The organism is Nocardioides sp. 1609 (assembly GCF_004522105.1).
In the GTDB taxonomy this organism is placed as follows: domain Bacteria; phylum Actinomycetota; class Actinomycetes; order Propionibacteriales; family Nocardioidaceae; genus Nocardioides.
Map to the genome: position 1 here is coordinate 1 of NZ_SPUJ01000002.1, position 21,931 is coordinate 21,931.

At 70.4% G+C, this 21,931-nt stretch carries 18 protein-coding genes; 3 read left to right on the forward strand and 15 right to left on the reverse strand.

Features of this window, described 5'->3' with window-relative positions; genetic code table 11:
• Positions 1 to 136: 136 nt before the first annotated feature.
• The 4 genes from E4623_RS05030 to E4623_RS05045 are packed head-to-tail and all read right to left on the reverse strand — an operon-like array spanning position 137 to position 3,745.
• Positions 137 to 1,114: a sulfate ABC transporter ATP-binding protein gene (locus E4623_RS05030; RefSeq protein ID WP_134765458.1), complete on the reverse strand. Its 978-nt coding sequence runs from the start codon at positions 1,112 to 1,114 to the stop codon at positions 137 to 139.
• The gene (locus tag E4623_RS05035; RefSeq protein ID WP_245154912.1) at positions 1,111 to 1,968 is read right to left on the reverse strand and encodes a sulfate ABC transporter permease subunit; all 858 of its coding nucleotides are present in this window, start codon (positions 1,966 to 1,968) and stop codon (positions 1,111 to 1,113) included. The genes E4623_RS05030 and E4623_RS05035 overlap by 4 nt, the downstream gene beginning before the upstream one ends.
• Positions 1,961 to 2,806: a sulfate ABC transporter permease subunit CysT gene (gene cysT, locus E4623_RS05040; RefSeq protein ID WP_134765459.1), complete on the reverse strand. Its 846-nt coding sequence runs from the start codon at positions 2,804 to 2,806 to the stop codon at positions 1,961 to 1,963. The genes E4623_RS05035 and cysT overlap by 8 nt, the downstream gene beginning before the upstream one ends.
• 3 nt (positions 2,807 to 2,809) lie before the next feature.
• Positions 2,810 to 3,745: a sulfate ABC transporter substrate-binding protein gene (locus tag E4623_RS05045; protein WP_245154913.1), complete on the reverse strand. Its 936-nt coding sequence runs from the start codon at positions 3,743 to 3,745 to the stop codon at positions 2,810 to 2,812.
• Positions 3,746 to 4,100: 355 nt separating this feature from the next.
• Between E4623_RS05045 and E4623_RS05050 the strand changes: the two genes are divergently transcribed.
• Together E4623_RS05050 and E4623_RS05055 are read left to right on the forward strand one after the other, a co-directional pair.
• Positions 4,101 to 6,101: a 2-oxoacid:acceptor oxidoreductase subunit alpha gene (locus tag E4623_RS05050; protein WP_134765461.1), complete on the forward strand. Its 2,001-nt coding sequence runs from the start codon at positions 4,101 to 4,103 to the stop codon at positions 6,099 to 6,101.
• 1 nt (position 6,102) lies between these two features.
• Positions 6,103 to 7,227 (forward strand): 2-oxoacid:ferredoxin oxidoreductase subunit beta, encoded by a 1,125-nt coding sequence (locus tag E4623_RS05055; protein WP_134765462.1) that lies wholly within the window; start codon positions 6,103 to 6,105, stop codon positions 7,225 to 7,227.
• A 56-nt stretch (positions 7,228 to 7,283) separates the two neighbouring features.
• On the opposite strand, the gene E4623_RS05060 is transcribed toward E4623_RS05055, so the two are convergent.
• The gene (locus E4623_RS05060) at positions 7,284 to 7,742 is read right to left on the reverse strand and encodes a hypothetical protein (protein ID WP_134765463.1); all 459 of its coding nucleotides are present in this window, start codon (positions 7,740 to 7,742) and stop codon (positions 7,284 to 7,286) included.
• 91 nt (positions 7,743 to 7,833) lie between these two features.
• On the opposite strand from E4623_RS05060, the gene rarD reads away from it, so the two are divergent.
• Entirely contained in the window at positions 7,834 to 8,745 is a 912-nt protein-coding gene (rarD, locus tag E4623_RS05065) for an EamA family transporter RarD (RefSeq protein WP_209020525.1), read from the forward strand.
• Between the two features lie 112 nt (positions 8,746 to 8,857).
• On the opposite strand, the gene E4623_RS05070 is transcribed toward rarD, so the two are convergent.
• From E4623_RS05070 to nuoF, 10 genes are all read right to left on the reverse strand, one after another.
• Positions 8,858 to 9,883, reverse strand: coding sequence for a polyprenyl synthetase family protein (locus E4623_RS05070; RefSeq protein ID WP_134765464.1), 1,026 nt, complete (start codon positions 9,881 to 9,883; stop codon positions 8,858 to 8,860).
• On the reverse strand, positions 9,880 to 11,457 hold the full coding sequence (nuoN, locus tag E4623_RS05075; protein ID WP_245154932.1) for an NADH-quinone oxidoreductase subunit NuoN: 1,578 nt from the start codon (positions 11,455 to 11,457) through the stop codon (positions 9,880 to 9,882). The genes E4623_RS05070 and nuoN overlap by 4 nt, the downstream gene beginning before the upstream one ends.
• A 1-nt stretch (position 11,458) precedes the next feature.
• Positions 11,459 to 12,973, reverse strand: a complete 1,515-nt coding sequence (locus E4623_RS05080; protein ID WP_134765466.1) for an NADH-quinone oxidoreductase subunit M — start codon at positions 12,971 to 12,973, stop codon at positions 11,459 to 11,461.
• A complete protein-coding gene (nuoL, locus tag E4623_RS05085; protein ID WP_134765467.1) occupies positions 12,973 to 14,925 on the reverse strand; it encodes an NADH-quinone oxidoreductase subunit L in 1,953 nt (650 codons plus the stop codon). The genes E4623_RS05080 and nuoL overlap by 1 nt, the downstream gene beginning before the upstream one ends.
• Before the next feature lie 19 nt (positions 14,926 to 14,944).
• Positions 14,945 to 15,238 (reverse strand): NADH-quinone oxidoreductase subunit NuoK, encoded by a 294-nt coding sequence (gene nuoK / locus E4623_RS05090; protein ID WP_134765468.1) that lies wholly within the window; start codon positions 15,236 to 15,238, stop codon positions 14,945 to 14,947.
• A 102-nt stretch (positions 15,239 to 15,340) separates the two neighbouring features.
• A complete protein-coding gene (locus E4623_RS05095) occupies positions 15,341 to 16,189 on the reverse strand; it encodes an NADH-quinone oxidoreductase subunit J (RefSeq protein ID WP_134765469.1) in 849 nt (282 codons plus the stop codon).
• Positions 16,186 to 16,776, reverse strand: coding sequence for an NADH-quinone oxidoreductase subunit NuoI (gene nuoI / locus E4623_RS05100; RefSeq protein ID WP_134765470.1), 591 nt, complete (start codon positions 16,774 to 16,776; stop codon positions 16,186 to 16,188). The genes E4623_RS05095 and nuoI overlap by 4 nt, the downstream gene beginning before the upstream one ends.
• The gene (gene nuoH / locus E4623_RS05105; protein WP_209020542.1) at positions 16,776 to 18,101 is read right to left on the reverse strand and encodes an NADH-quinone oxidoreductase subunit NuoH; all 1,326 of its coding nucleotides are present in this window, start codon (positions 18,099 to 18,101) and stop codon (positions 16,776 to 16,778) included. The genes nuoI and nuoH overlap by 1 nt, the downstream gene beginning before the upstream one ends.
• Positions 18,102 to 18,115: 14 nt before the next feature.
• Positions 18,116 to 20,554 carry an NADH-quinone oxidoreductase subunit G gene (locus E4623_RS05110; protein ID WP_134765472.1) on the reverse strand — a complete coding sequence of 813 codons (2,439 nt, stop codon included), beginning with the start codon at positions 20,552 to 20,554 and terminating at the stop codon, positions 18,116 to 18,118.
• Positions 20,551 to 21,867 (reverse strand): NADH-quinone oxidoreductase subunit NuoF, encoded by a 1,317-nt coding sequence (gene nuoF, locus E4623_RS05115; protein WP_134765473.1) that lies wholly within the window; start codon positions 21,865 to 21,867, stop codon positions 20,551 to 20,553. Before nuoF ends, E4623_RS05110 begins: the two co-directional genes overlap by 4 nt.
• Positions 21,868 to 21,931: the final 64 nt, after the last annotated feature.

Sequence of the window (21,931 nt, forward strand, 5' to 3'; positions counted from 1 at the left end):
CATTCGTTGGCGGGTCGCTCCACACCCCCCCCCCCGCCCGGCTGGGTGGGGGGGGGGGGCCCCCCCCCCCCCCCCCCCGACTCGACGTATTTCTACTTCACCTCCGCGCCGACTCGGCGCGACCTGGTGACCGGCGTCAGACCTTGGCGAGCCGCCCGGACTCCACGGTGACCGCGCCGGAGGCGGCGGTGAGCCACACCGTGGCCCCCTCGGCGAGATCCAGCGAACGGGCGTGCGTCCGGGTCAGGACGACGAGCACGTCGGTGCCCTCGTCGGTCGTGACCGTGACCCGCACCTCGAAGCCCACCCTCAGCAGTCGGGTGATCCGGCCGCCGACGGCGTCGCCGTGCGGATCGAGGGAGATCTCGATGTCGTGCGGGCGCAGCGCGCGGCCGCCGAGCAGCGTGACCTCGCCCAGGAAGCCCATGACGAACGGGTTCGCCGGTGCGTCGTAGAGCTGGTCGGGCGTGCCGATCTGCTCGACCCGACCCTCGTTGATCACCACGATCTCGTCGGCGACCTCGAGGGCCTCCTCCTGGTCGTGGGTCACGAACACGGTCGTCACGTGCACCTCGTCGTGCAGGCGACGCAGCCACTCGCGCAGCTCCTTGCGCACCTTCGCGTCGAGCGCGCCGAACGGCTCGTCGAGCAGCAGCACCTTCGGCTCGACGGCGAGCGCCCGGGCGAGCGCCATCCGCTGGCGCTGCCCACCCGAGAGCTGCGACGGCAGCCGGTGGGCGAACTGGTCGAGGTGCACGAGCTTGAGGAGCTCCTGGACCCGGTCTGCCACCTCGCTCTTGGGCCGCTTGCGGATCTCGAGCCCGAAGGCGACGTTCTTGGCCACGGTCATGTGCTTGAAGACCGCGTAGTGCTGGAACACGAAGCCGACGTTGCGCTTCTGCGGCGGCAGGTGGGTGGCCTCGGTCCCCTCGATGTTGACCGAGCCCTCGTCGGCGGAGTCGAGGCCCGCGATGATGCGCAGCAGCGTCGACTTCCCTCCGCCCGAGGGACCCAGCAGGGCGGTGAGCTGACCGGTCGGCAGCGACACGGTGACGTCGTCGAGGGCGACGAAGTCCCCGAAGCGCTTGCTGAGGTTCCTGACTTCGATACTCACTTCTTCTCCTTGGCAAGCTGTCGGTGCGACTCGGGCTTTGGGCGCAGCAGGGCGACGACGACGAGGCAGAGCACGGCGGCGACCACCAGGAGGAACGACACCGAGTAGGCGACGTCCTGGTGGAAGTTCTGGTACTCGCGCTGGACCAGGAGGGTCGCGGTCTCCTTGTCGCCGATCGACTTCCCGGCGACGATCTTCACCGCGCCGAACTCGCCGAGCGAGCGCGCCAGGCTCAGCACGACGCCGTACACGATCGCCCACTTGATGCCCGGCAGGGTGATCCGTCGGAAGGTCTGCAGGCTGTTGGCGCCCAGGCTGCGGGCCGCCTGCTCCTGCTCGTCGCCCATCTCCTCGAGGACCGGGACGACCTCGCGGATGATCAGGGGCAGCGCCACGAAGCAGGTGGCCATCACGATGCCGGGGGTGGCGAAGACGACGTCGATGCCGTTGTCGGACAGCGTCTCGCCGAACCACCCGTAGCGCGGGTTGTAGACCAGCACCAGCGCCAGGCCCACCACGATCGGCGACACCGACAACGGCAGGTCGATCAGCGCCGACAGCGCCCGCTTGCCCGGGAAGTCGAAGCGGACGAGGAGCAACGACATGCCGACGCCGAAGACCAGGTTGATGGCGACGGCGATGATCGCGACCTGCACGGTGAGTCGCAGCGAGTGCGTCACGTCGGGGTCGCTGAGTGCGGTCCGCATGCCCTCCAGGCCGTTGCTGAAGGTGTTCTGGGCCACCAGACCGGTCGGCCAGGCCACCAGCATGAAGAGGTAGACCACGACGAGGATGCGGAGGAACCAGGTCAGGCCCGCGGAACGGGTGCCGACGGCCGAGCTCGCGTTAGCCACGGCGGGCCAGCCTTCGCTGGGTCACGTCGAGCGCGACGATCGCCACCAGGGCGACGGCGAGCATCACCGTGGCGAGGGCGGCGGCCGCCGGACGGTTGCCCCCCTCGAGGATCGAGGCGACCCGGAACGACGTCACCTCGGTCTTGTTCGGGAGGTTGCCCGAGAGCAGCACCAGCGAGCCGTACTCGCTGATGCCCCGGGCGAAGGAGAGGGCCGCGCCGGCGAAGATCGCGGGGATCAGGGTCGGCAGCACGATCCGGCGGAAGGTGGTGAACCGGGTCGCGCCGAGCGACGCGGCGGCGTCCTCGACGTCGGTCTCCATCTCCTCGAGCACCGGCTGCACCGTGCGCACGATGAACGGCAGGGTGACGAAGGCGATGGCGAGCACCACGGCCTTCTGGGTGTTCTCGAAGGACGTGCCGAGCGGGCCCTGGCTGCCGTAGAGCGCCAGCAGCACCAGACCGGCCACGATCGTCGGCATCGCGAACGGGATGTCGATGATCAGGTCGAGGATCGCCTTGCCGCGGAACCGGTCACGGACCAGCACCCAGGCGATGATCGTGCCCATCACCATGTTGACCAGCGTCACCACGAAGGAGACGCCGACGGTCAGCTTCAGCGCATTGAAGGTCTGGGGGTTGGAGAGCGTCTCCTTGTAGGTGTCGAGACCTCCACCGGAGGCCTCGACGACGATCGCCGCGAGCGGGATCATCACGAGGAGGCTGAACCACAGCAGACCGATGCCGAGACCTAGGGATGACCCTGGCGTCATGGCACCCGGCCGGGTCGACCGGCGCTTGCGCGCCGGTCGACCGGGCCTCATGACGGTGGAGGTCATGGGTCAGCTACCTGCCCCGGAGGACTGCTGGATGTCGGTGAGGATGCCGAGCGGGTTGCCGTCCTGGCCGTCGCCGAAGTACAGCGAGTTGGCGCTGCCCCAGCCGTCGAAGTCGCCGTCGATGGTCAGCATCGTGGTCGGCACGGGGAACGGGTCGGCCGGGTCGTTGGCACCCTCGACCTCGATCTCGCCCTCGTCGACGAGCGGACGGAAGCCGGTCTCGGCGTAGAGCTTCTGGCCCTCGGCGCTCTTCTGGAAGTCGAGGAACGCCGAGGCGGCCTCGGGTGCGTCCTCGGTGGCGGCGCACGGGTTCTCGATGAGCAGCGTGGTCGGCGGGATCACGTAGTCGAAGTCCTCGCCGTTCTGCCGGGCCAGGATCGCCTCGTTCTCGTAGGACAGCAGGACGTCGCCGGTGCCGGAGGTGAACGCCGTCGTGGCGTCGCGACCGGAGTCGGGCAGCGCGGCGACGTGGTCGAACAGCTGCGTCATGTAGGCCGCGGCGTCCTCCTCGGAGCCGCCCCCGGCGATCACGTCACCGTAGGCAGCGAGCAGGTTCCACTTCGCCGAGCCCGACGACGCCGGGTTGGGCGTGACGACGGAGACGTCGTCGCGGACGAGGTCGCTCCAGTCCTGGATGCCCTTCGGGTTGCCCTTCTGGACCACCATCACCACGACCGACTGCGTGCAGATGCCCTTGGTGTCGTTGTCCTTCCAGTCCTCGGCCACGATGCCGGCGTCGACCAGCCGGGTCATGTCGGGCTCGAGGGAGAAGTGCACCAGGTCGGCGTCCTGGCCGTCGGCCACGCCGCGGCTCTGCTCGCCCGACGCGCCGTACGACGGCCCGTCGAAGGTGACTCCCTCGCCGGCGTCGGTGTCCTCGAATGCCTTGAACAGGTTCTCGTTCGCACTCTCCAGCACGGAGTAGCCGACCACGGTCACGTTGTCCTTGCTGTCCGAATCGCCCGAGCATCCGGCCAAGGTCAGCACCCCGGCAGTCGCGACTGCCGCAACCTTGAACGTCTTCTTCATCTGTGTCCTGCTCTCTCAGAGGCGCCGGTCCGGCGCAGTCCATGTAACTCGACAAGACTAAGCGAGATATGAAACTCGCGCGAATCAGACGCGCTGGTGGTGGACCACTTGTCTGGACCACGCCCGGGTCCGGTCGCGGCGCCGCACGGACGCCGCCGACCGCGGACGTGTCGAGGGTCACGTCTCACGGACTCGCGCCGGCTGGGCTGGCCGCCGCGGCGGACTATCGTGGGGCGAGGTGTCGAGGTCGACGAAAGTGGGACAGGTGTCGAAGCAGGTCAAGCAGCTCGACCGGGTGGTCATCCGGTTCGCGGGCGACTCCGGTGACGGCATGCAGCTGACCGGGGACCGGTTCACCCAGGAGTCGGCCGTCTTCGGCAACGACCTGGTGACCCTGCCGAACTTCCCGGCCGAGATCCGGGCGCCCCAGGGCACGCTGCCCGGCGTCTCGTCGTTCCAGGTGCACTTCGCCGACCACGACATCCTGACCGCCGGCGATGCGCCCGACGTGCTCGTCGCGATGAACCCGGCCGCGCTCAAGGCCAACCTCGGCGACCTGCCGGCGGGCGCGACGATCATCGTCGACACCCACGACTTCACCAAGCGCAACCTCGACAAGGCCGGCTACGCCAGCAACCCGCTCGACGCGCTGGGCGATGCCAACGACCCGCTCGGCGCCTTCGCCGTCCACACCGTCGACCTCACCGGGATGACCGTCGAGGCGGTCAAGGAGCACGGGCTGTCGCGCAAGGACGCCTCGCGCGCCAAGAACATGTTCGCCCTCGGGCTGCTGTCGTGGATGTACGGGCGACCGACCGAGTCGACGATCGAGTTCCTCTCCCGCCGCTTCGCCAAGGTCCCCGACATCCGCGACGCCAACATCACGGCGTTCAGGACCGGCTGGAACTTCGGCGAGACGACCGAGACCTTCGTCGTCCAGTACGAGATCAAGCCGGCCACCATGCCCGCCGGCACCTACCGCAACATCACCGGCAACCTCGCCCTCTCCTACGGCCTGGTCGCCGGCGGCGTCCGGTCCGGACTGCCGGTGCTGCTCGGCTCCTACCCGATCACCCCGGCCTCCGACATCCTCCACGAGCTGTCGAAGCACAAGGCGTTCGGCGTCACCACGCTGCAGGCCGAGGACGAGATCGCCGGCATCGGCATGGCGATCGGGGCGTCGTTCGGCGGCGCGCTCGGCGTCACCACCACCTCGGGCCCCGGCGTCGCGCTGAAGTCGGAGGCGATCGGCCTCGCGGTGATGACCGAGCTGCCGCTCGTCGTCGTCGACGTCCAGCGCGGCGGCCCGTCGACGGGGCTGCCGACCAAGACCGAGCAGGCCGACCTGCTGCAGGCGATGTTCGGGCGCAACGGCGAGGCTCCGGTCCCGATCGTCGCGCCGCAGTCGCCCGGCGACTGCTTCTCCGCCGCCGTCGAGGCGGTCCGGATCGCCGTCACCTACCGGACGCCGGTGATGCTGCTCTCCGACGGCTACCTCGCCAACGGCTCGGAGCCGTGGCGGATCCCCGACGTCGACGACCTCCCGCTGATCGACCCGGCCTTCGCCACCGAGCCCAACCACGTGGTGGAGCCCGAGAAGATCGCCGACGACGGCTCGGTCACGCCGGCGGTCCAGGACTTCTGGCCCTACCTGCGCGACGAGGAGACCCTCGCGCGCCCGTGGGCCGTGCCCGGCACCCCCGGCCTCGAGCACCGCATCGGCGGCCTCGAGAAGGGCGAGGGGCACGGCAACATCTCCTACGACCCGGCCAACCACGACCTCATGGTCCGCACCCGCCAGGCGAAGATCGACCGGATCGCCGACTCGCTGCCGCCGCTCGAGGTCGACGACCCCTCCGGCCCTCCGGGCGAGGGCAGGGCGAAGGTCCTGGTGATCGGGTGGGGCTCGACGTACGGCCCGATCGGCGCCGGCTGCCGCCGCGTCCGCAAGGCCGGGTACGCCGTCGCGCAGGTCCACCTGCGCCACCTGAACCCGTTCCCGAAGGACCTCGGCGACATCCTGCGGCGCTACGACAAGGTCCTGGTGCCCGAGATGAACCTGGGACAGCTCTCGCTGCTGCTGCGCGGCAGGTACCTCGTCGACGCGATCGGCTACAACCACGTGCGCGGCCTGCCGCTGAAGGCCGCCGAGCTCGCCGAGGCGATCGGCAACCTGGTCGGCGAGGCCGAGGGCATCACCGTCGACCTGTCCGGCAACCTGTCCGGCGGCTCCACCCCCGTCACGTCGATCGACCAGGAGGTCTGAGATGACGACCACCGACCTGCCCACGCCCGACCTGCGCACCGGCACCGAGTCGGTCCCCCGGTTCGTGCCGGGCGAGGGCGACCAGCCGCAGACGGGCAAGGACTTCTCCTCCGACCAGGAGGTGCGCTGGTGCCCGGGCTGCGGTGACTACGCCGTCCTCAAGGCCGTGCAGTCGTTCCTGCCCGACCTCGGGCTGCGCCGCGAGAACATCGTGTTCATCTCCGGCATCGGCTGCTCCTCGCGGTTCCCCTACTACCTCGACACCTACGGGATGCACTCGATCCACGGTCGCGCCCCTTCGATCGCCACCGGGCTCGCGACCGCGCGCGAGGACCTCTCGGTGTGGGTCGTCACCGGCGACGGCGACGCGCTGTCGATCGGCGGCAACCACCTCATCCACGCCCTGCGCCGCAACGTCAACATGACGATCCTGCTGTTCAACAACCGCATCTACGGGCTCACCAAGGGCCAGTACTCCCCCACCTCCGAGGCCGGCAAGGTCACCAAGTCGACCCCGATGGGCTCGGTCGACCACCCGTTCAACCCGGTCTCGCTCGCGCTCGGTGCCGAGGCGACGTTCGTCGCACGCACCATCGACTCCGACCGCAAGCACCTCACCGCCGTGCTGTCCGCGGCCGCCGCGCACCGGGGCACGTCGCTGGTCGAGATCTACCAGAACTGCCCCATCTTCAACGACGGCGCCTTCGACGCGATCAAGGACCGCGACACCAAGCAGGACGCGATTATCCCGCTCGTCCACGGCGAGCAGATCCGCTTCGGTGCGACCCTCGAGGACGGCCGCGGCTCCCGGGGGCTGGTCCGCGACCTCGAGACCGGCGGGGTCAAGATCGTGGCGGTGACCGACGTCGACGACGCCGCGCTCCTCGTGCACGACGCCCACCAGGCCGACCCGTCGACGGCGTTCGCGATCTCGCGGCTGACCGAGATGGGCTACCTCAACCAGACGCCCATCGGCATCTTCCGCCAGGTCGCCCGCCCGACGTACGACGACCAGTCCCGCGCGCAGATCACCTCGGCGCAGCACGTCGCCCTCGGCGAGGGCACCGACCAGACGAGCCGACTGACCGGCCTCATCAACGGCGGCGACACCTGGACGGTCGTCTGAGAGCGGCGCCGGCGACGCGCACGCCCTGCTCTCCCGGCACGGCGTGCGGGCGAGGGCTAGAAGGGGATCTTGCAGTTCTTCCCGGCCTCGGCCTGGCGGGGGGTCTTGGTGCAGGTGACCCACGTGTCGCTGTAGCTCGTGCCGACCCGGGCGCGCCACATCCACCCGCGCCGCGTCGGCGGGGCGGCGATCTTCGCCTCGTAGCGCCCCTGCTCGAGGTACTTCATCCGATACAGCCGGAAGTTGCAGCTGTTGGTCTCGCGGCTGCACCTGGTGGCGCGCTGGATGTAGACCGGCCCCTCGCTCGGCGTGACCTTGCCGACGAGGAAGAGGCCCTTCTTCTTGCGGCTGTTGCGCGAGACCACCTTCGAGGTGATCGTGATCGGGTCGTCCGCGGCGCCGGCCCGCGCGGCGGCGGGCTCGCCGGCGGGCGTGGCGCCGGCCGACGGGACGGCGGGCACGAGCGCCGCGAGGACGAGGGCGAGCAACACCGTGACGAGACGGGAAGAGCGCATGGTCGAGTACTCCCTCGGAGACAGTTGATCCTTCGTCCCGTGCCCTGGCGGCACCGGACCCAAACCCCCGGGCCCACCCTAGGGTGGCTCCGTGAGTGACCAACGGCGCGGGCTGGCGTTCGGCGTCGCGGCGTACGTGCTCTGGGGGACGTTCCCGCTCTACTGGCCGCTCCTCGAGCCGGCCGGGGCGGTCGAGATCCTCGCCCACCGCATCGTCTGGTCGGCGCTGGTGATGGGCGTCCTCGTCGTGGTGCTGCAGAAGCGGGCGGCGTTCCGGGCGCTGCTGACCGATCGCCGCGTGAGCCTGCTGCTGGTCGTCGCCGCGGTGACGATCACCTCCAACTGGGCGACCTACATCTACGGCGTCACCAACGGGCGCGTCGTCGAGACGTCGCTGGGCTACTTCATCAACCCGCTCGTGACGGTCCTGATGGGGGTGCTGATCCTGCGCGAGCGGTTGCGCCCGCTGCAGTGGTGCGCGCTCGGCGTCGGCTTCGCCGCGGTCTGCGTGCTCGCCTGGGACTACGGCCGGCCGCCGTGGATCGCCCTGATCCTGGCGTTCTCGTTCGGCACCTACGGCCTGGCCAAGAAGTCGGCGGACGTCGGCGCCGTCGAGAGCCTCACCTTCGAGACGGTCGTGCTGGCGCCGTTCGCGCTCGGCTACCTGCTCCTGCTCGCGGCCCAGGGCACCGCCCACTTCGGTGCCGAGGGCACCGGTCACGCGCTGCTGCTCACGACGACCGGGGTGGTCACGGCCATCCCGCTCATCTGCTTCGGCGCCGCCGCGACGCGGGTCTCGATGGTCTCCCTCGGCCTGCTGCAGTACCTCGCGCCGACGATCCAGTTCGTCCTCGGCCTCGTCGTCTTCGACGAGTCGATGACCGGCGTCCGCTGGGTCGGGTTCGCGCTCGTCTGGAGCGCGCTGGTGGTCTTCACCGTCGAGGCGCTCCGGCACCGTCGCCGCCAGCTCGCCCTCGCCGCCCGTGCCTCGAGCGGAGGGTGATCGCGCGACCCTTGTTCGAGACCTCCGGCCCACCGAGGCCGACGCACGGCCCGTGGCTTCTCCGGCGCTCGCTGGGGCTCGCCTGCTCAGCCTCCGGGCGGCGCCGTCGCGGCTAGGCCGAGCGGACGGCGACGACGTCGGCGAAGGCCTCGAGGGCCGAGCGGACCGAACCCACCGGCAGGACGTCGAGCAGGGCCTTGGCCTCCTGGGCACGGGCGACGACGTAGGCCCGGGCCTCGTCGATGGCCGGGTGCCGGCGGAGCAGGTCGAGCGCCTCGGCGTGCAGGGCGTCGTCGTGGGCCAGGTCGGCGCGCAGCAGGTCGTGCAGGCGGGCGTCGGCGGGGTCGGTGGAGGCGAGGGCCATCAGCACCGGGAGCGTCGGGACGCCCTCGCGCAGGTCGGTGCCGGGGGTCTTGCCGGACTCCGAGGACTCGGACATGACGTCGATGATGTCGTCGGAGAGCTGGAAGGCCGAGCCGACGATCTCGCCGTAGGCCCTCAGCGCCTCCTCGACCTCGGCCGAGGCGCCGCCGAAGCGGGCGCCGTAACGCGCCGAGGTCGCGATGAGCGAGCCGGTCTTGCCGGCCACGACGTCGAGGTAGTGCTGCAGGGCGTCGTCGTGGGGACCGGGCGGGACGGTCTCCATGATCTGGCCCTCGACGAGGCGGGTGAAGGTCTTGGCCTGGATCCGGACGGCGTCCGCGCCGAGCAGCGAGGTCAGCTCGGACGACTTCGCGAACAGGAAGTCACCGGTGAGGATGGCGACGAGGTTGTCCCAGCGCGAGTTGGCCGAGTCGGCGCCGCGGCGCAGCTCGGCCTCGTCCATGACGTCGTCGTGGTAGAGCGAGCCCAGGTGGGTGATCTCGACGACGCAGGCGGCCGTGAGCACCTCCGGCGCCTCGGGCCGCTCCCCCGCCTCGGCGGCGAGCAGCACCAGCAGCGGGCGGAACCGCTTGCCGCCGGCGAGCATCAGGTGCTGCGCTGCCTCGGTGACGTACGGCGCGATGCTGCTGGTGGTGTGCTCGAACAGGGCGGCCTCGACGTCGGCCAGCCGTTCGCGCAGGCGTGCGGCGAGGGCCTCGTCGCCGATGGGCAGGGCGAGCTCGGCCGGACTGGCGCCGGGCTGGGTGGGACTCACCTGATGAAGTCTCCCGCATGCGCGACGAGGTCGAGCACCGGGCCCGGCACCAGGCCGAGGCCGATCGTCACGAGGGCGCACACGCCGATGGTGACGCTGGTCAGCGGCGACGGCACGGACACCTCGGCCACGTCGCCCTCGGCGTCGACGAAGAACATCAGCCGGACGAATTTGATGTAGAAGAAGATCGCGATGATGCTCGACGCGATCGCCACCAGCACGACCGGCCAGGCACCCGCCGACATGGCGACGGTGAAGACCGCCCACTTGCCGACGAACCCGGCCGTGAGCGGGATGCCGGCCATCGACAGCAGGAACAGCGCGAAGACCCCGGCCACCAGCGGCGAGCGCCTGCCGAGCCCGGCCCACTTCGCCGACGCGGTCGCCTCGCCGTTGGCGTCGCGCACGAGGGTGACCAGCGCGAACGCACCGACCGTCGCGAAGCCGTAGGTGGTCAGGTAGAAGAGCACGGCCTGCAGCGAGGTGACCTCGCCCTCGCCCAGCGCGCCGGTCGCCTGGAGGCCGAGGACGCCGGTGAGGATGAACCCGGTGTGCGCGACCGAGGAGTAGGCGAGCATCCGCTTGACGTCGCTCTGGACGACGGCCAGGACCGCGCCCACCAGCATGGTGATGATCGCGACGACCCACAGCATCGGCTGCCAGTCCCAGCGGTTGGCACCGAAGCCGACGTAGTACAGCCGCAGGATCGCACCGAAGGCCGCCACCTTGGTGGCCGCCGACATGAACGCGGTCACCGCGGTGGGCGCGCCCTGGTAGACGTCGGGCGTCCAGGCGTGGAACGGCACCGCGCCGACCTTGAAGAGCAGCCCGACCGAGAGCATCGCGATGCCGAGCAGCAGCAGGGTGCGGTCGTCGGTGCGGTTGAGGACGGCGGAGTGGATGACGTCGAGGTCCATCGAGCCGGCGTAGCCGTAGACGAGCGCGACGCCGTACAGGAAGAAGCCGGAGGAGAACGCGCCGAGCAGGAAGTACTTGAGCGCGGCCTCCTGGCTGAGCAGCCGGCGGCGACGCGCCAGGCCGCAGAGCAGGTACAGCGGGAGCGAGAGCACCTCGAGCGCCACGAACATGGTGAGCAGGTCGCCGGCCGCGGGGAACAGCATCATGCCGGCGACCGCGAACATGACGAGCGGGTAGACCTCGGTGTGCGCGAGCCCGGAGGAACGGCGCTCGGCCTCGGTTCCGGGGAGGGCGGCGGCCTGGCCGGCGAAGACCGAGACCCCGGCCTCGAGCCTGCGCTCGGCGAACAGCGCGACGCCACCGAGGGCGAAGACGAGCACGAGGCCCCACAGGTAGACGGTCGGGCCGTCGACGACGACCGACCCCTCGGCCCCGACGAGACCCTGCCCGGGTCCGACGTCGGCGAGGTCGAGGCCGACGAGCACGGTCGCGGCCAGCGCCGCGAGGACGCCGACGAAGGCGAGCGAGACCTGGACGACGTGGCGGCGCTCGCGGGCGACGAAGGCCTCGACGACCACGCCGAGCGCGGCGACGCCGAAGACGATCAGCAGCGGGGAGAGCTCCGCGTACTCGATGGTGGGCTTGACGAAGTCCACGTCACTCACCGCCTTCCTGGTCGAACACATGGGCTCCGAGTCGCGACACCGTGGGTGGGTCGTCCTGGACGCCGACGTGCGACAGCAGGTCCTCGGTGTACGGGTTGCTGATGTCGAGCAGCGGCTGCGGGAAGAACCCGAAGGCCACCAGCGCGACCATCAGCGGGGCGACGGCGAGGATCTCGCGCGGGAGGGCGTCGGGGGTGTCCTCGACCGTCGGGGGCGTGGGGCCGGTCATCACGCGCTGGTACATCCACAGCACGTAGATCGCGGCCAGCACGATGCCGAGGACGGCGACCGCCCCCACCCACCAGGCGTAGTCGAACGCCGCCAGCAGGACGAGGAACTCCGAGATGAACGGGCTCAGGCCGGGCAGCCCGAGCGTCGCGAGGCCGGCGACCAGCAGCAGTCCGGCCAGGATCGGCGTCGCCTTCTCGAGGCCGCCCATCTCGCTGATCAGGGCCGTGCCGCGGCGGCGGATGATGTAGCCCGCGACGAGGAACAGCGCGGCGGTGCCGATGCCGTGGTTGACCATGTAGAGGATCGCGCCGGAGCCGCCCTGGGTGCTGAAGACGAAGATGCCGAGCGTGATGAAGCCGAAGTGGCTCAACGACGTCAGGCCGATCAGCCGCAGGAGGTCGTCCTGGGCGATGGCGAGCAGCGCGCCGTAGACGATCGAGATCAGCGCGAGGGTGACGACGACCGGCGTCGCCCACTGCGACGCCTCCGGGAACAGCCCGAGGCAGAACCGGAGCATCCCGAAGGTGCCGATCTTGTCGAGCACGCAGACCAGCAGCACGCTGGTGCCGGGGGTCGCCTTCTCGGCGGTGTCGGCCAGCCAGGTGTGCACCGGGAACAGCGGCGCCTTGATCGCGAAGGCGATGAAGAACCCGAGGAACAGCCAGCGGCCGGCCTCGGTGGAGATGTCGAGCTGCTCGAGGTCCGAGAGCAGGTACGACGCCCGGCCCTGCTCGGCGGAGACGACGTACAAGCCGATCACCGAGGCCAGCAGGACCAGCCCGCCGGCGAGCTGGAACATCAGGAACTTCACCGCGGCGGCGCTACGGCCCTCGCGGCCGAAGCCGCCGATGAGGAAGTAGGCCGGGATGAGGGTGGCCTCGAAGACGACGTAGAAGAGGAAGACGTCGGTGGCGAGGAAGACCGCGAGCGAGAGCGCCTCCATCGCCAGGACCCAGGCGTAGTAGGAGCGCGGGGCCTCGTCGCCCTCGTGCCAGCCGGCCACGAGCACGACCGGGACGATGACCGCGGTGAGCAGCACCATCAGCAGGCCGAGGCCGTCGACGCCGACGGCGTAGTGCACGCCGAAGGCACCGATCCAGTCGACCTGCTCGGTCATCTGCATGCCCTCGTCGGTCTCGAAGAGGACGGCGACGGCGACGGCCAGGCCGAGGGTGCCGGCGGCGGTGCCGATGGCAATCGACTTGGCGCTGGCGGCCGGGAGGAACGGGATCGCGAGGGCGCCGACGAGCGGCACCAGGATGAGGATCGTCAGCATCAGAGGTTAACCGCCAGCATTGCGAGGGCGACGATGATGACGCCGAGGAGGACCGAGAGGGCGTAGGAGCGCACGTAGCCGGTCTGCACCTTGCGCAGCTGGCCGCCGATCGCCTTGACCGCCGCACCACCGCCGGTGAAGGTGCCGTCGACGCCGCTGCGGTCGAGGACGAAGAGGCCGGCGACGAGACGACGTCCGGGGTTGACGACGAGGCCCTCGTTGATGGCGTCGCCGTACAGGTCGTTGCGCGCGGCCGTGGTGACGAAGGAGACGTCGGACGGCGCGGTGCGGGGGACGTCGCGCTTCTGGAACAGCAGGAACGCGATCGCGACGCCCACGGCGACCACGGCGACGGTGAGGCCGGTGATGGCGAGCACCGGGATCGGGAGGTCGTGGTGCTCCTCGGGGCCGGTGACCGGCTCGAGCCAGTGCACGATCCAGCCGCCGAGCAGGAGCACGCCGCCGAGCACGGACAGTGCGGCGAGCACGATCAGCGGGAAGGTCATCACGGCGGGAGACTCGTGCGGGTGCACGTCCTTCTCCCAGCGCTTGGAGGAGAAGAACGTCATCAGCATCAGGCGGGTCATGTAGAACGCCGTGATGCCGGCGCCGAGCAACGCGCAGAGGCCGATGATCCAGCTCTCGCCGATCGCGACCTCGATGATCTTGTCCTTCGACCAGAAGCCGGAGAAGCCCGGGAAGCCGATGATCGCGAGGTAGCCCATCGCGAAGGTGATGAAGGTGACCGGCATCGCCTTGTTGAGCGCCCCGTAGTGACGCATGTCGACGTCGTCGTTCATGCCGTGCATCACCGAGCCGGCACCGAGGAACATGTTGGCCTTGAAGAAGCCGTGGGTCAGCAGGTGCAGGATCGCGAACGCGTAGCCGGCCGTGCCGAGCCCGGCGGCCAGCATCATGTAGCCGATCTGGCTCATCGTGGAGCCGGCCAGCGCCTTCTTGATGTCGTCCTTGGCGCACCCGATGATCGCGCCCCACAGGATGGTCACGACGGCGACCACGATGACGGCCGTCTGCGCGTCGGGGGCGTTCTCGAAGACGAAGTTGGAGCGGACGACGAGGTAGACGCCGGCGGTGACCATGGTCGCGGCGTGGATGAGCGCGGAGACCGGCGTCGGGCCCTCCATCGCGTCCAGCAGCCAGGCCTGGAGCGGCACCTGCGCGGACTTGCCGCACGCACCGACGAGCAGCAGGATCCCGAGGGCGGTCATCGTGCCCTCGCCGGCCTCCCCGGCGACGCGGCTGATCTCGGTGAACGACGTGGAGCCGAACGTGACGAACGCCAGGAAGATCGCGGTGGCCATGCCCATGTCGCCGACCCGGTTGAGGACGAACGCCTTCTTGGCGGCCTTGGCCGCCGAGGGCTTGTGCTGCCAGAAGCCGATCAGCAGGTACGACGCCAGCCCGACGCCCTCCCAGCCGAGGAACAGCCCGACGTAGTTCTCGGCCAGGATCAGCATCAGCATCGCGGCGACGAAGAGGTTCAGGTAGCCGAAGAACCGGCGGCGCCGGGGGTCGTGGGCCATGTAGCCGATGGAGTAGACGTGGATCAGCGAGCCCACACCGGTGATGAGCAGCAGGAACAGCGAGGCCAGCGGGTCGTAGAGCAGGTCCATGCCGACGTGCAGGCCGCCGACCTGGATCCAGTCGTAGAGGTGCTGGACGACCTGGCGCTCCTCCTCGTCACGTCCCATCAGCGACAGGAACATCACCAGGCTGACCACGAACGACCCGATCGGCATCGCGGTGCCGAGCAGGTGACCCCACCGGTCGGTGCGTCGACCGCCCAGCAGCAGGATCGCGGCACCGAGCAGCGGCAGCGCGATGACCAGCCAGACCAGGCCGAGGACGCCGTCGGCGCTCCCCGGGTCCACGACCGGGATCTCGTGACCCGTCTCGGCGGCCAGTGACGTGGCCAGTGTTGTGACGAACATCTGCGTGTGCCCGAACCTTTCAGAACTTCAGCAGGCTCGCGTCGTCGACCGAGGCCGAACGACGAGTGCGGAAGATGGTCATGATGATGGCCAGACCGACCACGACCTCGGCGGCCGCGACGACCATCACGAAGAAGGCCGCCACCTGCCCCTCGAGGTTGCCGTGCTGCTTGGCGAAGGCCACCAGCGCCAGGTTGCAGGCGTTGAGCATCAGCTCGACGCACATGAACACGACGATGGCGTTGCGCCGGACCAGGACGCCGACCGCGCCGATGGTGAAGAGGATCGCCGACAGGATGACGTACTCGTTCATCGAACGACCAACTCTCGTGCACGGCCGGGGTCCCCGGTGCGTTGTTCGGCGGAGGAGCGAGACGGAGGAGCCGAGGAACCCGCCGGGGTGGCGATGACGTGCTCAGTCATCGTGACCGTCCTCGTTCGTGGGGGTGGCGACGTCTTCCTCGCTCGAGGCCGTGGCCCCGGACCGGCCCGACGTGCCCGGGCGGGTGGTGGGGTCGATGCCGAGCTGCCGCTTCAGGTCCTCGATGTCGTCGGCCATCGCCGGCGCCGAGCGCACGGTGCCGCGAGCGGCGAGCACGCGCGAGACCGACGACTCCGCGGCGGTGCCGTCGGGCAGCAGCGCCGGGGTGTCGACCGCGTTGTGCCGGGCGTAGACGCCGGGGGCGGGCAGCGGACCGAGGTGCGTGCCCTTGTCGGCGTAGTCGCGCATCCGCTGCGCGGCGAGCTCGGCCTGGCCCGGCTTCGGCGTCAGCCGCTCGCGGTGGGCCAGGACCATCGCGCCCACGGCGGCGGTGATGAGCAGCGAGCTGGTCACCTCGAAGGCGAAGACGTAGCGCGAGAAGATCAGGTTGGCCAGGGCCGGGACGTTGCCGCCGTCGTTGGCCGACTCGAGCCCGATCGCGGAGCCGAGGGTGACCTGGGCCAGGCCGATCACCAGGATCGAGCCGAGCAGGAGCCCGGCGACGATGGCGAGGACCCGCTGGCCCTTGATCGTCTCGACCACCGAGTCGGAGGAGTCGACGCCGACCAGCATCAGCACGAACAGGAAGAGCATCAAGATGGCGCCGGTGTAGACGATGATCTGCACCGCGAAGAGGAACGGCGCCTCGAGGGCGGCGTACAGGACGGCGAGGCTGATCATCACCACGGCCAGCAGCAGCGCGGCGTGCACGGCCTTGCGCACGAACAGCAGGCCGAGCGCGGCCACCACCATCAGCGGGGCGAGGACCCAGAACGCGATCACGCCGACTCCCCTCCGGTGCCGGCGGGCGTCGTGTTGCCCGCGAAGATCCCCCGGTAGTAGTCGCCCTCGTCGAGGCCGTCGGCCATCGGGTGCGGCGGCTGCTCCATGCCGGGCAGGAGCGGCGCCAGCAGGTCGGACTTCTCGTAGATCAGGTCGGTGCGGTTGTCGTCGGCCAGCTCGTACTCGTTGGTCATCGTCAGCGCCCGCGTCGGGCAGGCCTCGATGCACAGCCCGCACAGGATGCAGCGCAGGTAGTTGATCTGGTAGACGCGGCCGTAGCGCTCGCCGGGGCTGAAGCGCTCGCCGCCGTTGGCCACGTCGTCGCTGTTGGACGCACCCTCGACGTAGATCGCGTCGGCCGGGCAGGCCCAGGCGCACAGCTCGCAGCCGATGCACTTCTCGAGGCCGTCGGGCCAGCGGTTCAGCTGGTGGCGGCCGTGGAAGCGGGGCGCGGTGGGCAGCTTCTCGAAGGGGTACTGCTCCGTGACGACCTTGCGGAACATCGTGCGGAACGTGACGCCGAACCCGGCGACCGGGTCGATGAACTGCTCCTTGAAGGACTTCGATTCCGAGCTCTTGTCGGCCATCAGACCTCCTCCCCTGCCACGGTGCTGGTCCGGGCGGGACTGTCGAAGACGAGCGGCGCGGCGGCGCCGCGGACGGCACCTCCGGCCGGCATGGGCGGGGTCGGGAAGCCGCCGACGACGGTCTTCTCGTCGGGCTCGACCGTGGTCGTGTCGTCGTCGTCCTTGCCGCCGACGAAGAGCAGCGCGAGGAACGCGACGAGGGCGATGCCCAGGATGATCGGCAGCCGGTCGCTGTCGAGCCACCCCTCGAGCTTGGCGACCCGGAGCGTCGCGACGGCGACGATCCAGACCAGCGCGCCGGGGATCAGGATCTTCCAGCCGAGCGCCATGAACTGGTCGTAGCGCATCCGGGGCAGCGAGCCGCGCAGCCAGATGAACATGAAGATGAAGACGAACATCTTGCCGAAGAACCACAGCACGGGCCAGTAGCCCTCGTTGAAGCCGGCGTACAGCTCGTCGATCCAGAACGGCGCGTGCCAGCCACCGAGGAACAGCGTCGTCGCGAGCGCCGAGACCGTCGCCATATTGATGTACTCGGCCAGGAAGAACAGCGCGAACTTGATCGAGGAGTACTCGGTGTGGAACCCGCCGACGAGCTCGCCCTCGGCCTCGGGGAGGTCGAAGGGTGCCCGGTTGGTCTCACCGACCATCGAGATCGTGTAGATGACGAACGACGGGACCAGGATCAGCCCGAACCACAGGTCGTCCTGGGCGGCGACGATCTCCGAGGTGGACATGGAGCCGGCGTAGAGGAACACCGCGACGAGCGCGAGGCCCATCGCGACCTCGTAGGAGATCATCTGGGCGCTCGAGCGCAGCCCGCCGAGCAGCGAGTACGTGGACCCGCTGGACCAGCCGCCGAGCACGATGCCGTAGATCCCGATCGAGGCGATGGCCATCACGAAGAGCACCGCGACCGGCATGTCGGTGAGCTGGAGCGGGGTCCGCTGCCCGAAGAAGTTCACCTCGGGGCCGAACGGGATGACGCTGAACGTCACGAAGGCCGGGATGACGGCCAGGATCGGCGCCAGGACGAAGACGACCTTGTCGGCGGCCGTGGGGAGGATGTCCTCCTTGAACATCAGCTTCACGCCGTCGGCGAGCGACTGCAGGAGGCCGAAGGGACCGTGCACGTTCGGCCCGATGCGGTGCTGCATCCGGGCCACGACGCGGCGCTCGAGCCAGATGTTGAAGAGGGTGAGCAGCACCAGGACGACGAAGATCAGGACGACCTTGAGCAGGATCACCCACCACGTGTCGCGGCCGAAGGCCTGCAGCCCCGCGTCGACGACGAGCGGGAGGCCGCCGGTCACGGAGCCGATCATGCTGGTCAGGCCGGTCATGGGGTGCCTCCGGTGACGGTGACGCGGGTGCCGGGCGAGGCCACGTCTGCGAGCAGGCCGCGTCCGGTGGAGCCGGCGGGGAGCCAGACGACGCCGTCGACGATGTCGGGGGCGACCTCGGCCGGCAGGGTGATCGAGCCACGGTCGCCGGTGACGGTGACGGTCGGCCCGCAGGCGTCGTGGACGGCGCGGCCCACGCGGGCGACGGCCGGGCGTGCGGTGGCGGCCAGGTGCTTGTCGCCGTCCTGCATGGAGCCGTGGTCGAGCATCAGCTTCCAGCTCGACAGGACCAGGCCCTGGGCGCCCTGGGCGCCGGACGTCGCCAAGGCGACCGGCTCGAAGGCGGCGCGGGCGCCGTCCCAGGGGCCGATCTGCGCCATCTCCGACCAGACCTCCTCGACGGTGCGGAAGCCGAGCGGGGCACCGTGGCCGAGCGCGGCGAGCTCCTCGGCGATGCCCGCGAGGACGCGGAGGTCGGGCAGCGAGGCCGGGTTGGACAGGACGGCGTCGAAACCGCGGACCCGGCCCTCCCAGTTGACGAAGGTGCCGGCCTTGTCGGTCACCGGGGCGACCGGGAGGACGACGTCGGCGGCTCGCGTCACGTCGTTGGCCCGCAGCCCCAGGGCGACGACGAACGACGCCGCGGCGAGGGCGGCCGTGGTGGCGGCCGGGTCGGTGGTGTCGGCGGGCTCGACACCGGCGACGACCAGTCCCCCGAGGTCGCCGGCGAGCAGCGCGGCGACGATCGCGTCGCCGTCGCGGCCGGGCGCCTCGGGCAGCGAGTCGACGCCCCAGGCGGTGGCCGCGTCGACGCGGGCGGCGGCGTCGGCGACCGGTCGGCCGCCGGGCAGCAGGTTCGGCAGGCAGCCGGCCTCGACGGCGCCCCGGTCGCCGGCGCGGCGCGGCACCCAGGCGAGACGAGCCCCGCTCCTGGCAGCCAGGTCGACGGCGGCGCTGAGGGCACCCGGGACGGTCGCGAGCCGCTCGCCCACCAGGATCACCGCGGTGCTGTCGATCCCGTGGTCGGCGTGACCGAGCAGCGAGGCCAGGGTGGCCGGCTCGTCGCCGGGCGCGGTCGGGAGCAGGGTGCCGTTCATCTTGCTCAGGCCGCGCGTGGTGAACGGCGCGACGGCGAGCACGCGGGTGCGGTGGTGGACCGCCGACTTGCGCAGGCGCAGGAAGATCGCGCCGGCCTCGTCCTCGGGCTCGAAGCCCACCAGGACGACGGTCGCGGCGGTCTCGAGGTCACCGAAGGTGACCGCACCGCCGTCGGGCCCGGTCGCCACGACGTGCGCGGCCAGGAACGACGCCTCCTCGGCCGAGTGCGGTCGGGCGCGGAAGTCGACGTCGTTGGTGCCGAGCGCGACGCGGGCGAACTTGCTGTAGGCGTAGGCGTCCTCGCCGGTGAGGCGGCCGCCGGTCAGGACGCCGACTCCACCCTGCTGGCGGGCCGCCGCGAGACCCCGGGCCGCGACCGCGAAGGCCTCGGGCCACGACGCCGGACGCAGCGACCCGTCGGTGTCGCGCACCTGCGGGTAGGTCAGCCGGTCGTCCTGGGTGGCGTAGGTGAAGGCGAAGCGGTCCTTGTCGGTGATCCACTCCTCGTTGACCTCGGGGTCGTTGCCGGCGAGGCGGCGCACCACCTTGCCGCGGCGGTGGTCGACGCGGATCGCGGAGCCGCACGCGTCGTGCTCGGCGACCGAGGGGCTGGAGACGAGGTCGAAGGGGCGCGACCGGAACCGGTAGGACTCCGACGTCAGCGCGCCGACGGGACAGATCTGGATCGTGTTGCCGGCGAAGTAGGACAGGAACGGGGCGTTCTCGGCGATGCCGATCTGCTGCATGGCGCCGCGCTCGACCAGCGCGATGAACGGGTCGCCGGGGATCTCCTCGGCGAAGCGGGTGCAGCGCTGGCACACGATGCAGCGCTCTCGGTCGAGCAGCACCTGGGGTGAGAGGTTGATCGGCTTCGGGAAGGTGCGCTTGACCCCGCCCGAGCCCGACGCGACGAAGCGCGACTCCCCCTGGCCGTTGCTCATCGCCTGGTTCTGCAGGGGGCACTCGCCGCCCTTGTCGCACACCGGGCAGTCGAGCGGGTGGTTGATGAGGAGGAACTCCATGACGCCCTGCTGCGCCTTGTCGGCCACCTCGCTGGTGATCTGCGTGCTCACGACCATGCCGGGGGCGACCGGGAGGGTGCAGGCGGCCTGGGGCTTGGGGAACCCGCGCCCGTTGCCGGCGTCCGGGACCTCGACGAGGCACTGGCGGCAGGCGCCAACCGGCGCGAGGAGCGGGTGGTCGCAGAACCGCGGGATCTGGACGCCGACCTGCTCGGCGGCGCGGATCACCAGGGTGTCCTTGGGGACGTCGACCTGGATGCCGTCGATGGTCACCGAGACCAGGTCGGTCGCGGTCTTGTCGGGGGTCGTCGTCATGCGTCTGCTCCCGTCAGGGATCCGGCCCACACGGTGGAGGCGGCGGCGTCGAACGGGCAGCCGCCGTGGGTGAGGTGGGCGAGGTACTCGTCGCGGAAGAACTTGATCGAGCTCGAGATCGGGCTGGTCGCGCCGTCGCCGAGCGCGCAGAACGAGCGGCCGAGGATGTTCTCGCACTGGTCGAGCAGCAGGTCGAGGTCGCTCTCGCTGCCCTCGCCGCGCTCGAGTGCGGCCAGGGTCTGCACCAGCCACCACGTGCCCTCGCGGCACGGGGTGCACTTGCCGCAGGACTCGTGCTTGTAGAACTCGGTCCAGCGCAGCACGGCCCGGACGACGCACGTGGTCTCGTCGAAGAGCTGCAGCGCCCGGGTGCCGAGCATGGTGCCGGCCCCGGCCATGCCCTCGAAGTCGAGGGGCAGGTCGAGGTGCTGGTCGGTCAGGAGCGGGGTGCTCGAGCCGCCCGGCGTCCAGAACTTCAGCTGGTGGCCCTCGCGGATCCCGCCGGCGAGGTCGATCAGCTCGCGCAGCGTGATGCCGAGGGGTGCCTCGTACTGACCGGGGTTCGTGACGTGGCCCGAGAGGGAGAAGATGCCGAAGCCCTTCGACTTCTCGGTGCCCATCGAGGCGAACCAGGCCGGGCCGTTGCCGATGATGCTGGGCACCGAGGCGATCGACTCGACGTTGTTGATGACCGTCGGGCTCGCGTAGAGACCGGCGACGGCCGGGAACGGCGGGCGCAGGCGGGGCTGGCCGCGGCGACCCTCGAGGCCCTCGAGGAGGGCGGTCTCCTCGCCGCAGATGTAGGCGCCGGCGCCGGCGTGGACGACGATGTCGAGGTCGTAGCCGCTGCCGTGGATGTCCTTGCCGAGGTGGCCGGCGGCATAGGCCTCCGCGACCGCGGCCTGGACCCGGCGGATCACGTGCAGGACCTCGCCGCGGATGTAGATGAAGGCGTGGTTGGCCCGGATCGCGAACGAGCTGATGATGACGCCCTCGACCAGCGTGTGGGGCGTGGCCATCATGAGCGGGATGTCCTTGCAGGTGCCCGGCTCCGACTCGTCGGCGTTGACCACGAGGTACTTCGGCTTCGGGTTGTCCTGCGGGATGAAGGACCACTTCATGCCGGTCGGGAAGCCGGCCCCACCCCGGCCGCGGAGCCCGGAGTCCTTGACGGCGGTGATGATGTCGTCCTGCGGCATCGCCAGCGCCTTCGTCAGCGCGCCGTAGCCACCGCGCGACTCGTAGGTCGCCAGCGTCCAGCTGCGCTCGGCGTCCCAGTCGTCGGTGAGGACGGGGGTCAGTACGTCAGCCACGAAGTGTCCTTCCACCGGTTGTTGCTGAGGAGCGGGCGAGGCGAGCGTCTCGAGGCACGGTCAT

Bases quoted from the DNA above. Each gene is read 5' to 3' on its own strand.
- cysT (WP_134765459.1), bottom strand. From the start codon at position 2,806: ATGACCTCCACCGTCATGAGGCCCGGTCGACCGGCGCGCAAGCGCCGG.
- E4623_RS05055 (WP_134765462.1), top strand. From the start codon at position 6,103: ATGACGACCACCGACCTGCCCACGCCCGACCTGCGCACCGGCACCGAG.
- E4623_RS05060 (WP_134765463.1), bottom strand. From the start codon at position 7,742: ATGCGCTCTTCCCGTCTCGTCACGGTGTTGCTCGCCCTCGTCCTCGCG.
- E4623_RS05080 (WP_134765466.1), bottom strand. From the start codon at position 12,973: ATGCTGACGATCCTCATCCTGGTGCCGCTCGTCGGCGCCCTCGCGATC.
- nuoL (WP_134765467.1), bottom strand. From the start codon at position 14,925: ATGTTCGTCACAACACTGGCCACGTCACTGGCCGCCGAGACGGGTCAC.
- nuoK (WP_134765468.1), bottom strand. From the start codon at position 15,238: ATGAACGAGTACGTCATCCTGTCGGCGATCCTCTTCACCATCGGCGCG.
- nuoI (WP_134765470.1), bottom strand. From the start codon at position 16,776: ATGGCCGACAAGAGCTCGGAATCGAAGTCCTTCAAGGAGCAGTTCATC.
- nuoH (WP_209020542.1), bottom strand. From the start codon at position 18,101: ATGATCGGCTCCGTGACCGGCGGCCTCCCGCTCGTCGTCGACGCGGGG.
- E4623_RS05110 (WP_134765472.1), bottom strand. From the start codon at position 20,554: ATGACGACGACCCCCGACAAGACCGCGACCGACCTGGTCTCGGTGACC.